Here is a 12,371-nt window from a genome sequence, read left to right as displayed (position 1 = left end):
ATGATCGGGAGAGCCGGACGGATTCCGGGCTCTTCGAATGGCAGTGTTTACTTTCCGAGCAGGTCGGCCTGTTTCATAAAATGGCCCATCCGTTCGACGACGTCTTCGATTGCGCCCGGTTCAGTGAGCAGGTCGTAGTCTTTGATGTCGAGGCGGAGCACCGGGCATGCGTTGAACGAGTCGATCCAGCGCGTATAGCGCTCATGCATTTCTTCCCAGTATTCGACCGGGGTCGACTGCTCCATCGGACGCCCCCGCTCGTGGATCCTCTCAAGAATCCGGTCGAACGAGCCTTCGAGGTAGATCAGCAGGTCCGGATGCGGGAAGTACGGGGTCATGACCATCGCTTCGAACAGTTCCGTGTATGTGCGGTAATCGACCGGGTCCATCGTCCCCTTCTCGTAGTGCATCCGGGCGAAAATGCCGGTGTCTTCGTAGATCGACCGGTCTTGGATGAATCCGCCGCCGTATTCGAACATCCGCTTTTGTTCCTTGAACCGCTCGGCGAGGAAGTAGATCTGCAGATGGAAACTCCACTTTTCGAAGTCCTCGTAAAACCGGTCCAGGTACGGGTTCGTGTCGACTTTTTCGAACGAGGTCCGGAAGCCGAGCGTATCTGCAAGCGCCTTTGTCATCGTCGACTTGCCGACGCCGACCGTGCCGGCGACCGTGATCACCGCATGTTTCGGGATATTGTACTTTTCACGTAGGTTCATTTGCTGAATGCCTCTTTTCCGATGACCCGGCTGATTTCTTTCAGGATTTCTTCCCGGTCCCCGCCGTTTTGGACAAAGTCATACCGGTCGCCGCTGAAGCGGAGCACCGGGATATCCGGGTGGGCGGCTTCGAACCGGCCGATGAATTCTTCGTAGTCCGCGGACAGCCGGGCGATGTATGCCGGGTCCATGTTCTTTTCGAACTCACGCCCGCGCATGGCGATGCGGCTCATGAGCGTATCGAGCCCCGCGTGGAGATAGACGATGACATTCGGCATCGGCATATCCGCGGTCAGGATGCTGTAGATCTGCTCGTACTTTGCATAGTCGCCCGGTTGCAGGCTCCGTTTGGCAAAGATCAGGTTTTTGAATATATGATAGTCCGCGACGACCGGCTCCTGTTGTTGATGCATGGCCTTCTTGACGTCGCCGAGCTGCTTGTACCGGTTGCACAGAAAGAACATTTCGGTCTGGAAGCTCCATTCGTCAATGTCTTCATAGAATTTACCAAGGAACGGATTCTCATCCACGATCTCCTTGAGCAGCCGGAATCGGAACGTTTCCGCGATTTCGCCTGCCAATGACGTCTTGCCGACGCCGATCGGCCCTTCGACCGCGATGAACGGAACGTGCATCCGGATTTCCTCCCTTTCGCTTGCTGTTTCGACACTTCATTTTAGCACAGGGAGAGAATGAAAAATAGCCGGGATCCACCTTCTGAAGAAGATGGAAACCGGCCTATAATTTTTTCACGTGGAACATTTCCGACAGGATCCGCCAGTTCTGCGGGAACGGGAACGCCAAGTGCCAGTATGAGATGCCTCTCAGGTCCAGTTCCTTCAGCAGTTCGAATTTCGCCTTGATCGACCGCGCATCCTCGAACCAGACGACATGCTCTTTTCCGTCTTTCCAGTAATGAAAGAACGGGGCCTGCGCCTTTTCGTCGTACTGGATGGCCGCATTCCTCTCCCGCGCCAGCGCAATGGCGGCCTGCGGGCTGAGCGTGCGTGCCGGCGGGTTGCCGGGCTTGAACGGGAGCGTCCAGTCGTATCCGTACAGGTTCTGTCCCATATGCACCTTCTCCGGCGGGATGACGCTGACGGCGAATTCCAGCACATCCCGCACGGGCCCGATCGGCGAAACGGCCATCGGCGGCCCTCCGCTGTATCCCCACTCGTACGTCATGACGACGACGAAGTCCGCAATCTTTCCGATCGCCGCGTAGTCGTGGCCTTCATACCACATCCCGGGCTGCTCCGCGGATGTTTTCGGAGGCAGGGCAACCGACAGAGTCAGCCCATGGGGAGCGATGCCTTCCTTCAGTTTCCGGAGGAAGGCCGTGTACTTCTCACGGTTTTCCTTGCCGAGGTATTCAAAATCGACATGGACATCCTCTGCCCCTTTTTCCTTGGCGAGGGCGACGACTTCCCGGATGAGCCGGTCCTGTGCCGCCTCGCTGTTGAACAGGGCTTCCGCCAGTTCGACGCTGAAGCCGCCCTCCTCGAGATTCACGAGAACAATGGCTGTGGCAACCCCCTGCCTGGCAGCCGCCTCCCCCACCTCGCCCCAGTCAAAACGGACAAGCGATCCGTCCCGCTTCACTTCATAGGCAAACGGCATCATGTACGTCAGATACGGGCCGCGCTTCCTGATCTCCTCCATGAGCGAGGCCGGCGGATTGGCCGAATACCACTCGACATACGCGTTCGTCTCGATTTCCCGCCGTTTCGGGTCCGGGGTCCCCGGAATATAAAGCGCCTGGCCGACGACAAGCACATCCGGATCCGGCAACTCGTTCACCGATGCCAGCGTCGCCGTGTTCGTGCCGTACCGGCGGGCGATCGTAAACAGGCTCTCTCCCTGTTTCACCACATGAATCATTGAACTCCTCCTCAATCCATCCGGTTCATCCTATGCACCGGGGCGGAAATCCGTGACCTGGCCGACTCCGGCGTCGCGCCGGTCCACCCCGAACGGTGCACATGGTAAACTGGAGGAAAGAAGAAGACAGAAAGGAAGTGGCGGACGGCATGGTCCACGAACAGACAGACCCGGCAATGGAAGAAGATCGCCGCTTCATGGCAATGGCGATCGAAGAGGCCCGCAAAGCCGAATCACTCGGCGAAGTGCCGATCGGAGCGGTCCTCGTGAAAAACGGGGAAGTGATCGCCCGCGCCCATAACCTTCGCGAACAGGATCAGCAGGCGACCGCGCACGCAGAACTGATGGCGATCGGGGAGGCGTGCCGGAAAACCGGAAGCTGGCGGCTTGAGGAAACGGTTCTCTACGTCACCCTCGAACCGTGCCCGATGTGTGCCGGCGCCATCCTCCAGTCACGCGTCCCCCGGGTCGTCTATGGCGCCCGCGACCCGAAGGCCGGCTGCGTGGATTCGCTCTACCGCCTGCTGGACGACCCGCGATTCAATCATCGCTGCGACGTCACCGAAGGCGTCCTCGGTGACGAATGCGGGGCTATGCTCACGGAATTCTTCCGTAAAATCCGGGCGCGGCGCAAAGCGGAAAAGCAGGCCAGACGCGAACTGGAGGAATAAAAGACAGCCGGGCCTTCGCATGAGCGGGACCGGCTATTTTTTAGCGAGCCATATTGTGAATTTGCGTGCCTTGTTGTGAATTTGCGTTCTATGTTGTAATTCTGCATTCTGTATTGTAAATCTGCGTTCCATACTTCAGATTTGCCTTCTGTATTGTAATTCTGCGCTCCATATTGTAAATCTGCGTTCCGTATTTCAAATTTGCCTTCTATATTGTAATTCTGCACTCCATGTTGTAAATCTGTGTTCCATATTTCAAAAAGAGGAGTCTTATTGCAAGTCCCTCACTCTAATTGCAAATCCACCGCTCTAATTGCAAATCTCTCATCCTAATTGCAATTCCATCGCTCTAATTGCAAATCTCTCATCCTAATTGCAATTCCACCGCTCTAATTGCAAAATTTCCCCGCTCTCATTACAGGCCCTTTCGCCCCGGGCATCAACCCGTCCCCATCAAAAAACCCCGCCTCCTCGATTAAGAGACGGCGGGACTTTCACTCTATTATTCATTATTTCGCTTTGATCTTTTCTTTGCCGCCCATGTACGGACGGAGGGCTTCGGGAATGATCACGGAGCCGTCTTCCTGCTGGTAGTTCTCCAGGATGGCGGCGACGGTGCGGCCGATGGCGAGGCCGCTACCGTTGAGCGTGTGGACGAATTCGGGCTTGGCGCCCTGCTCTCGGCGGAAGCGGATGTTCGCGCGGCGGGCCTGGAAGTCCTCGAAGTTCGAGCATGACGAGATTTCGCGGTAAACGCCCTGCGTCGGGATCCACACTTCGATGTCATACTTTTTGGCGGCCGTGAAGCCGAGGTCGGCGGTGCACATTTTCAGGACGCGGTACGGCAGACCGAGCAGCTGCAACACTTTTTCGGCATGGCCAGTCAGCTGCTCGAGCATCTCGTATGATTCTTCCGGCTTCACGAAATGAACGAGCTCGACTTTGTTGAACTGGTGCTGGCGGATGAGCCCGCGCGTGTCGCGCCCGGCCGACCCCGCCTCGGAGCGGAAGCAGGCGCTGTAGGCTGCATAGGACTCCGGCAGCCGGCTGCCGTCGAGGATTTCATCGCGGTGGAAGTTCGTCACCGGCACTTCCGCTGTCGGGATGAGGAAGAAATCCTCTTCCTCGATCAGGAAGGCGTCCTCTTCGAATTTCGGCAGCTGTCCGGTGCCGGTCAGGCTCGTCCGGTTGACGAGGAACGGCGGGAGCATCTCTTCGTAGCCGTGCTCCTCTGTGTGAAGATCAAGCATGAAGGCCGCGAGTGCGCGTTCCAGCTTCGCGCCGGCCCCTCTGTAGAAGACGAACCGGCTGCCGGTCGTCTTGGCGGCCCGCTCGAAGTCGAGGATGCCGAGGCCGGTCCCGATTTCCCAGTGGGGCTTCGCCTCGAAGCCGAACTCCGGCACCTCTCCCCATTTTCGGATTTCGATATTGTCGTCTTCGCTGTCGCCGACGGGCACGCTGTCGTGCGGGATGTTCGGCACGCGCATCATGATGTACTCCAGGTTCTCCTCGACCTCATGCAATTCTCCGTCGAGTTCCTTGATCTGGTCGCCGACTTCGCGCATCTTCGCGATCGCCTCGTCGGCATTTTCCTTATTGCGCTTCATCTCGGCGATCTGTTGGGATGCGGCGTTGCGCTCGGCCTTCAGTTCCTCGACCCGGGCGATCAGTTCCCGGCGGCGGCTGTCCAGTTCGCCGAACCGTTCGAAATCGGACAGGTCTTCCCCCCTTTTCGACAGCTTCTCCTTCACCTCATCGAAATGGGCGCGGACGTATTTGATATCCAGCATATGTGTCTCCTCCTCGTGATCGGCCGGTGCGATGAGGGGGCAGAAAACAGAAAAAGCCCCCGTCCCCTGTAAAAGGGACGAGAGCTTTCCCGCGTTGCCACCCAGATTGGCCGCAGTTTCCCGCAGCCCGCTTAAATGGAATAACGGCCCATCCGCCGGCCGGGCCTACTCTGCGTTTCAACCCGGCTGCTCAGGGACGGATTCACGGGCATCCTTGCCGGCTCGCACCTGCCGCCGGCTCTCTGGAAAAGGATGCGGTCCGCTACTGCTTCCCCTCATCGACTCGACTGTGAAATTAACATCACTGTACTACACCGGGAGGGAATTGGCAAGCCGGGGCCGGAATGTCACCGGCCGCGTGCGCTCATGAGCTCCGCTTCTGCGAGTGCCGAGATTTCAAGTCCCTTCATTGGGCTGCCGATGTCCTTCGACAGTTCCCCGATCAGGGCATAGTCCTTGTAGTTTTGTGTGGCCTGGACGATTGCACGGGCAAATTTCTCGGGATTCTCCGACTTGAAGATCCCCGAGCCGACGAATACGCCGTCCGCCCCGAGTTCCATCATGAGCGCCGCGTCGGCAGGCGTCGCCACTCCTCCGGCCGCATAGTTCGTCACCGGAAGACGTCCCTTTTCCCGAATGGAGAGAAGGATTTCATACGGTGCCTGAAGGTCGCGTGCTTCCACCATGAGCTCGTCCTCGCTCATGTTGACGATCCGGTTCACCTGGGCGTTCACTTTGCGCAGGTGACGGACAGCCTCGACGATGTTGCCGGTTCCCGGCTCGCCTTTCGTTCGCAGCATTTGCGCCCCTTCCCCGAGACGGCGGGCCGCTTCCCCGAGATCCCGGGCACCGCAGACGAACGGAACATCGAACGTGCTTTTGAGCAGATGGAACTCTTCGTCCGCCGGCGTCAGCACTTCGCTCTCATCGATATAGTCGACGCCGAGCGCCTCCAGCACGCGGGCCTCCGAAATATGGCCGATGCGGGCCTTCGCCATGACCGGGATCGAGACTGCGCCTTGCACTTCTTCGATGATGCGGGGGTCGGCCATGCGGGCAACCCCGCCCGCCTTCCGGATGTCCGAAGGAACGCGCTCAAGTGCCATGACGGCGACCGCGCCCGCTTCCTCCGCAATTCTTGCCTGCTCTGCATTGATGACGTCCATGATGACGCCGCCGTATTGAAAGTTCATCTCATTCATCCGTCCTTTCGCTGTTGGGTTGATCCACTTTTCAGTATAATGAAAGATGACCATATTGAAATGACCAGTTCAGCACATTCTGAAAGGGCCAGACAGGAAAGGAAGATGGACATGCTGATTGTTCCGATTGACCGTGAGGGAGGCGGTCCGATCTATGGCCAGATCTACGAGGGAATCAGAAGGAAAATCACCGACGGCTCCCTCGCCGTCGGCTCAAAGCTTCCGTCCAAGCGGAAATTCGCAGACACGCTCGGCGTCAGCAACACGACGGTTGAATTGGCCTATGGGCAGCTGCTGGCGGAGGGGTATATCAGCTCCCGGCCGAGGAGCGGCTTTTTCGTCCAGGACGTCGGCGAACTCGCCTATGCCCTTCCGGTTGTGATCCCCGCCGCCGGGCCGGCGCCCGCCCCCCGAACCGGAGACGGCTTCCGGTACGACTTTTCACCGGGACGGATTGATACCGAATCGTTTCCGTTCGATGCGTGGCGTAAGCAGGCCAAGTCGGTTATCGACGAGTCGTCCGCGGATCTTCTCCTCCTTGGCCACCCGCACGGCGAAGCGGAACTACGGAGGGAAATCGCGCTTTATCTGAACCATTCGCGGGGAGTGAGCTGCACCCCGGAGCAGATCATCATCGGCTCGGGGACCGAACAGCTCATGCCGCTCGTCATCCGGCTGCTCGGAGCCGACACCATCTATGCGATCGAAGACCCGGGCTATCCGCTCACCCACCACATTTTCCGGCAGAACGACCGGCGGGCCATTCCCGTTCCGGTCGACGGCGAAGGGATCCGGGTGGAGCTCCTCGGGGAGACCGGAGCCGATGCGGCTTACGTCACGCCGGCTCACCAGTTTCCGACAGGAGCGGTCCTGTCGGCTCACCGGCGGACACAGCTCCTCTCATGGGCGGCGGAAAAGCCCGGGCGCTATGTGATCGAGGATGACTACGACAGCGAGTTCCGGTACGGCGGCATTCCGGTGCCCGCCCTCCAAGGCATGGATCCGAACGGCCGGGTGCTTTACATCAGCACTTTCTCGAAGTCGCTCATGCCGTCGCTCCGGATCGCCTACATGGTGCTCCCCCGGCAGCTGCTCCCCCGCTACCGGGAACTGTTTGCCCATTACGCTTCGACCGTCCCCCGGTTCGACCAGCAAATCCTGGCCGGCTTCATGCGAGACGGCGCCTTTTCCCGTCACCTGAACCGGATGAGGAAGGTGTACAGGAGAAAATACACGGCACTCACCGGGGCGCTCGGTCAATACAGCCGGCGGATCTCTTTTGAAGGCAGCCAGGCGGGAATGCATCTCCGCCTGGCTGTTGTGACGGACCGGACGGAAGAAGAGCTCGTGGAGCTTGCGGGGCAGGACGGCATCCGGGTACAGTCCGCCGGCTCCTATTCGGTCGTACGCTCCCGTCCGGAAGGGAATCCCGAAATCGTCCTCGGCTTCGGGGGCGTTCCGGCAACCGGGATTCCGGAAGCCGTCCGAAGACTGATGGACTGCTGGGAAATTGAAAAAGACGGAGAGGCATGAGCATGCCTTTCCGTCTTTTTGTTTTTACGGAGGATCAGAACAATCCTTTGACGAAGTCAGTGGATTTGCCCCAGAGGCCAGAGAAGAAGTCACCGACCGCCTGGAGGCTGAGCTTGAACCAGCCGGCCTTTTCGACTTTCTCGGTTGTCACGACATCCGCCGCAAGCCCGCCGCCCTGCACGAAGCCGTACAGGTCGCCGCCGTCTTTGCGGATGATGTCCGCCTTGCCGACGACTGTGCCTTTTTTGACCGGTGCCTCAAGGCCCCCGTCTTTCAGCTTGGAGTCATCCTGGGAGAATTTGACGCCGTACTGATCCTTGTCGGTTGTTTTCACGAGCATGCTGAACGGCTGCTCCACGCCGATTTTCACCGTCTTTTCCTTGCCTTTCTTCACAGGGAGGGTCTCATGGCCCTTGAACTGATGGCCGGCCGGGATGATCTCCTGCTTCGAAAATTGGTTGAATCCATAGTCGAAGAGCGTGCGGGCCGCGTCAAAGCGTGCCTGGTACGAGCCCTTTCCGTTCTTGTCTACCGCCTTCATGACGACCGCGATCAGCCGGGTATCGCCGCGCTTGGCCGTGCCCGTGAAGGAATGGCCGGCAAATTCGGTCGTCCCGGTCTTCAGCCCGTCGACGCCTTCATATTCGAAGACGAAGCCCGGAAGCATGAAATTCCAGTTGTCCATCTTGATGGCATCCGCCGTCCCTTCGCGGAAGATCTTCGAAGGAATGCTCGTCGTCTCCAGCACTTCCGGATAATCCTCGAGCAGGCGATAGGCAAGGAGCGCCACCGACTTCGCCGGCATGACGTTCTCGTCCTTCTCGCCCGTCCCTTCCGGATGCATGCCGTGAAGGTGTTCATTGTTCAGGCCCGTCGAGTTGACGAATGTATAGCCCTCAAGTCCGAGTTCATCGGCTTTGTCGTTCATGAGCTGCACAAACTTTGTCTCGGACCCGGCGATCGTCTCGGCGATGCCGATTGTCGCGGCGTTTGCCGAATAAATGGCGAGCGCCTCATAGAGTTCCCGGATGGTGTATGTTTCGCCGAGCCGGAGCGGTACGTTGCTCAGCTGGCGATCCTGCGACACTTGATACGTGTAATCGGTCACGGTATATTCCTGGTCCCACGAAACCTTGCCTTCCTTGATCGCCTCAAACAGCAGATATTCCGTCATCATCTTGGACATGCTGGCGATGCCGAGCGGGGCGTCGGCATTCTGTTCATACAAGATCTGTCCGCTGTCCGCATCGATCAGGATGGCGGCATCCACATGCAACCCGAGCTCTTCCGCTGCCTGTATCTGATGAGGAGCTGCCGCCAGCGTCATCATAAGAACCGGCAAGACCATCAGGATCATCGCCGTCTTTTTCCACATTTTTTTCAAACTCTTTCCCTCCGAATAACTCTGTTTATCAACCGCTCCATTTTATCATAGAACGCGTGAAACCGCGCCGGGTTCCGGCAAAAAAATGCCTTTCCTCCCGGTTCGGGCAGGAAAGGCATGAGAATTGGCCCAGCGGCCGCTTACATCGAATAGTTAGGTGCTTCCTTCGTGATCTGGACGTCGTGCGGATGGCTTTCCCGCAGGCCGGCTCCCGTCATGCGGATGAATTGCGCTTCTTCGCGGAGTGCCTGAAGGTCCTTGGCCCCGCAATAGCCCATGCCGGATCGGAGGCCGCCGACGAGCTGATGAATCGTATCGGCAAGCGGCCCTTTGTAAGCCAGACGGCCTTCAATGCCTTCGGGAACAAGCTTTTTCGCGTCTTCCTGGAAATAGCGGTCTTTCGAACCGTGTTCCATCGCAGAGACGGAACCCATTCCGCGGTATACCTTGAAGCGGCGTCCCTGGAAGATCTCCGTCTCGCCCGGGCTTTCAGTTGTGCCGGCGAGGAGGCTGCCGAGCATGACGACATGTCCGCCGGCCGCCAATGCCTTCACGATATCACCCGAGTACTTGATGCCGCCGTCCGCGATGATCGCCTTGCCCCGGCTCCGCGCTTCCGATGCGCAATCATAGACTGCCGTGATCTGCGGAACGCCGACACCGGCCACAACCCGTGTCGTGCAGATGGAGCCCGGGCCGATGCCGACTTTAACGACATCCGCGCCTGCTTCATAGAGGGCCCTGGCGCCTTCTGCAGTGGCTACGTTGCCTGCGATGATGTCGAGTTCCGGATAAGTCTCGCGGATCTCTTTCACCGTCTCCAGGACGCCCTTGGAATGACCGTGCGCCGTATCGATGACCACGACGTCCACTTCCGCCTTCACGAGCTGCTCGAGCCGCACCATCGTGTCTGACGTGACGCCGATGGCCGCGCCGACGAGGAGACGGCCGTGCGAGTCTTTCGCCGCATTCGGGAACTCGATGACCTTCTCGATGTCCTTGATCGTGATCAGGCCTTTCAAGATGCCTTCATCGTCAACGATCGGCAGCTTCTCGATTTTGTACTTCTGAAGCATCTTTTCGGCCTCGTCGAGCGTCGTGCCGACCGGTGCCGTCACGAGGTTCTCTTTCGTCATGAAGTCCTTGATGAGACCGGAGTAGTCTTCAATGAAGCGCATGTCCCGGTTCGTGATGATGCCGACGAGTTTCAGATCCTCTTCATTGTCGACGATCGGCACGCCGGAAATCCGGTACTTGCCCATCAGATGCTCCGCGTCGAATACCTGGTGGTCAGGCGTCAGGTAGAACGGATTCGTGATGACGCCGTTCTCCGAGCGCTTCACTTGCTCGACCTGCTCGGCCTGCTCCTCGATGCTCATGTTCTTATGGATGATCCCGAGGCCGCCCTGGCGAGCCATCGAGATTGCCATCTTCGCCTCAGTGACGGTATCCATCCCCGCGCTGATGATCGGGAGATTGAGCTTGATCTTGTCCGTCAGACGAACAGACAGGTCCACTTCCTTCGGCAAAACTTCCGATGCAGCCGGCACAAGCAACACATCATCAAATGTCAGGCCTTCCTTGGCAAACTTCGTCTCCCACATATTGATTCCGCCCCCATATCGCTGAATATTATTGTTAAGAGTAACAACGGGCAAAATGGCTGTCAAGAAACAGATTGAAGAAAAAGTATTCTCATTATTCCTTTAGTTGTTTTCGGATATCTTCCCGGATTTTCTCCGGCTTCGTCTGCGGCGCATAACGCTCTACCGGCCTGCCGTCCCGGCCGACGAGGAACTTCGTGAAGTTCCACTTGATCTCTCCTCCGAGCAGCCCCTTCTTTTCAGTCGTCAGGAACTTGAACAGCGGAACGGCATCCGGCCCCTTCACATCGACTTTCGCAAACATCGGGAACGACACTCCGTAATTCACCTTGCAGAAGTCCAGCGTCTCCTGGATATCCCCGAATTCCTGGTTCATGAACTGATCCGAGGGGAAGCCGAGCACCGTGAAACCGTCGTCCTTGAATTCCTCGTAGAGTTTTTGCAGCCCTTCAAACTGGGGGGTGAATCCGCACTTGCTCGCGGTATTGACGATTAGTACAACCTGCCCGTTGAAGTCCTCGAGAGACTGTTCGCCGCCCAGCGCTTTCGTTGCGCTGAATTCATAGATGGTATCTGTCATACTCCGACACGCCCCTTCCCTTTCTATTACCGTACCGGGAAGCCCGTTGGTTCGCAAAGAAAAAGACCGCCGGAATGAAGAAAAGTACTGGGATTGGGCCAAGGAGGAAGAAATGCGATGAATATCAACCGTTAGTATGCCCGTTTGGCGGAATTTCAGGAGAGTGACTTTTGTAGGGTGCAAGGCACGCAGCGGTGTTTCAAAAACGGGCGGTGTTTGGATTCGTAAGTGTGTGGAGACATTTCAGAAGCGAGGGAAGGTGGTTCAAAGGCATGTTTTTTACTCTAGGGATTTCGAAGGCGCGCTGCGGCGTTTCAGAGACGGGAGAAGGTGGTTCAAAGGCGCGTTTTTTACTCTGGGGATTCCGAAGGTGCGCTGCGGCGTTTCAGAGGCGGGAGAAGGTGGTTCAAAGGCGCGTTTCGTTTCAAGGATTTTTCAGAGGCGCGTTCAGAGATTTCAGAGGCGCAATTATTCATCGTGAATTGCTGAAGGCGCACTGATGAATTCAAAGGCGTGTCATAGATGCGGGAACTCTGAAGCCGGTGGATTGTCCCGCATACCACGTTGATGTTACTGATTGTGTCCATGATAGGGTGCAAGTTTCATCACTCGAAGAATCCACCCGCTTGCGGACGGCTTTGCCAACGCCGTAACGAAGGACGGCAGCTGCATCCCTGGATAATTAACGTTTCGGCTTAGCTAATTAACGTCTCAGCTTAGCTAATTAACATCTCAGCTCCGCAAATTAACATCTCAGCTTCGCAAATTAACATCTCAGCTCCGCAAATTAACGTTTCAGCTTAGCTAATTAACGTTTCGGCTCAGATCAACAACGCTTGAGTCAAGATACACAACGTTTCACCTTAGATACACAACGTTTCAGCCTAGATACGCAACGTTTCAAGATTGCGTTCAGTATTTTGCGGGGTCTATTGCCAAAGTGGATGCCCCCTGCTCCCCTCAAATATCCCCTTTCAAATTGAACACAAAAAAACCGCCTCCTAAAGGAG

At 57.3% G+C, this 12,371-nt stretch carries 10 protein-coding genes and 1 other annotated feature; of the genes, 2 read left to right on the top strand and 8 right to left on the bottom strand.

The window, feature by feature from the left end:
* Positions 1-47 precede the first annotated feature (47 nt).
* The 3 genes from BN1189_RS00055 to BN1189_RS00045 all read right to left on the bottom strand — a co-directional run bounded on the left by BN1189_RS00055 (position 48) and on the right by BN1189_RS00045 (position 2,597).
* A complete protein-coding gene (locus BN1189_RS00055; RefSeq protein ID WP_040224429.1) occupies positions 48-716 on the bottom strand; it encodes a deoxynucleoside kinase in 669 nt (222 codons plus the stop codon).
* The gene (locus BN1189_RS00050) at positions 713-1,351 is read right to left on the bottom strand and encodes a deoxynucleoside kinase (protein WP_040224426.1); all 639 of its coding nucleotides are present in this window, start codon (positions 1,349-1,351) and stop codon (positions 713-715) included. The genes BN1189_RS00055 and BN1189_RS00050 overlap by 4 nt, the downstream gene beginning before the upstream one ends.
* A gap of 103 nt (positions 1,352-1,454) precedes the next feature.
* Complete coding sequence (locus BN1189_RS00045; RefSeq protein WP_040224423.1) at positions 1,455-2,597, bottom strand: glycosyl hydrolase family 18 protein; 1,143 nt, start codon at positions 2,595-2,597, stop codon at positions 1,455-1,457.
* A 176-nt stretch (positions 2,598-2,773) separates the two neighbouring features.
* On the opposite strand from BN1189_RS00045, the gene tadA reads away from it, so the two are divergent.
* Positions 2,774-3,268 carry a tRNA adenosine(34) deaminase TadA gene (gene tadA, locus BN1189_RS00040; protein WP_040224449.1) on the top strand — a complete coding sequence of 165 codons (495 nt, stop codon included), beginning with the start codon at positions 2,774-2,776 and terminating at the stop codon, positions 3,266-3,268.
* Positions 3,269-3,777: 509 nt separating this feature from the next.
* Here tadA and serS read toward each other — a convergent pair.
* Both serS and pdxS read right to left on the bottom strand, forming a co-directional pair.
* Complete coding sequence (gene serS / locus BN1189_RS00035; RefSeq protein WP_040224421.1) at positions 3,778-5,058, bottom strand: serine--tRNA ligase; 1,281 nt, start codon at positions 5,056-5,058, stop codon at positions 3,778-3,780.
* A 70-nt stretch (positions 5,059-5,128) separates the two neighbouring features.
* Positions 5,129-5,346 (bottom strand) — a binding site (T-box leader).
* A gap of 59 nt (positions 5,347-5,405) precedes the next feature.
* Complete coding sequence (gene pdxS, locus BN1189_RS00030; protein ID WP_373604600.1) at positions 5,406-6,314, bottom strand: pyridoxal 5'-phosphate synthase lyase subunit PdxS; 909 nt, start codon at positions 6,312-6,314, stop codon at positions 5,406-5,408.
* Positions 6,315-6,365: 51 nt separating this feature from the next.
* On the opposite strand from pdxS, the gene pdxR reads away from it, so the two are divergent.
* Positions 6,366-7,793: a MocR-like pyridoxine biosynthesis transcription factor PdxR gene (gene pdxR, locus BN1189_RS00025; protein ID WP_040224419.1), complete on the top strand. Its 1,428-nt coding sequence runs from the start codon at positions 6,366-6,368 to the stop codon at positions 7,791-7,793.
* A 34-nt stretch (positions 7,794-7,827) separates the two neighbouring features.
* Here the strand turns inward: pdxR and BN1189_RS00020 are convergent, their stop codons facing one another.
* The 3 genes from BN1189_RS00020 to BN1189_RS00010 form a co-directional block, all read right to left on the bottom strand.
* Positions 7,828-9,168, bottom strand: a complete 1,341-nt coding sequence (locus BN1189_RS00020; protein ID WP_179860868.1) for a serine hydrolase — start codon at positions 9,166-9,168, stop codon at positions 7,828-7,830.
* Between the two features lie 149 nt (positions 9,169-9,317).
* Positions 9,318-10,781 carry an IMP dehydrogenase gene (gene guaB, locus BN1189_RS00015; RefSeq protein WP_040224416.1) on the bottom strand — a complete coding sequence of 488 codons (1,464 nt, stop codon included), beginning with the start codon at positions 10,779-10,781 and terminating at the stop codon, positions 9,318-9,320.
* 94 nt (positions 10,782-10,875) lie between these two features.
* A complete protein-coding gene (locus tag BN1189_RS00010) occupies positions 10,876-11,361 on the bottom strand; it encodes a glutathione peroxidase (protein ID WP_040224415.1) in 486 nt (161 codons plus the stop codon).
* Between the last annotated feature and the right edge of the window lie 1,010 nt (positions 11,362-12,371).

Origin of the sequence: Bhargavaea cecembensis (genome assembly GCF_000826125.2) — a bacterium.
GTDB classification, from domain to species: Bacteria; Bacillota; Bacilli; order Bacillales_A; family Planococcaceae; genus Bhargavaea; species Bhargavaea cecembensis_B.
Note: the sequence above shows the minus strand (reverse complement) of the source record. Positions and strands in the feature narration are given on the sequence as shown.

Bases quoted from the DNA above. Each gene is read 5' to 3' on its own strand.
- BN1189_RS00055 (WP_040224429.1), bottom strand. From the start codon at position 716: ATGAACCTACGTGAAAAGTACAATATCCCGAAACATGCGGTGATCACG.
- BN1189_RS00050 (WP_040224426.1), bottom strand. From the start codon at position 1,351: ATGCACGTTCCGTTCATCGCGGTCGAAGGGCCGATCGGCGTCGGCAAG.
- BN1189_RS00045 (WP_040224423.1), bottom strand. From the start codon at position 2,597: ATGATTCATGTGGTGAAACAGGGAGAGAGCCTGTTTACGATCGCCCGC.
- tadA (WP_040224449.1), top strand. From the start codon at position 2,774: ATGGAAGAAGATCGCCGCTTCATGGCAATGGCGATCGAAGAGGCCCGC.
- serS (WP_040224421.1), bottom strand. From the start codon at position 5,058: ATGCTGGATATCAAATACGTCCGCGCCCATTTCGATGAGGTGAAGGAG.
- pdxS (WP_373604600.1), bottom strand. From the start codon at position 6,314: ATGGTCATCTTTCATTATACTGAAAAGTGGATCAACCCAACAGCGAAA.
- pdxR (WP_040224419.1), top strand. From the start codon at position 6,366: ATGGACATGCTGATTGTTCCGATTGACCGTGAGGGAGGCGGTCCGATC.
- BN1189_RS00020 (WP_179860868.1), bottom strand. From the start codon at position 9,168: ATGTGGAAAAAGACGGCGATGATCCTGATGGTCTTGCCGGTTCTTATG.
- guaB (WP_040224416.1), bottom strand. From the start codon at position 10,781: ATGTGGGAGACGAAGTTTGCCAAGGAAGGCCTGACATTTGATGATGTG.
- BN1189_RS00010 (WP_040224415.1), bottom strand. From the start codon at position 11,361: ATGACAGATACCATCTATGAATTCAGCGCAACGAAAGCGCTGGGCGGC.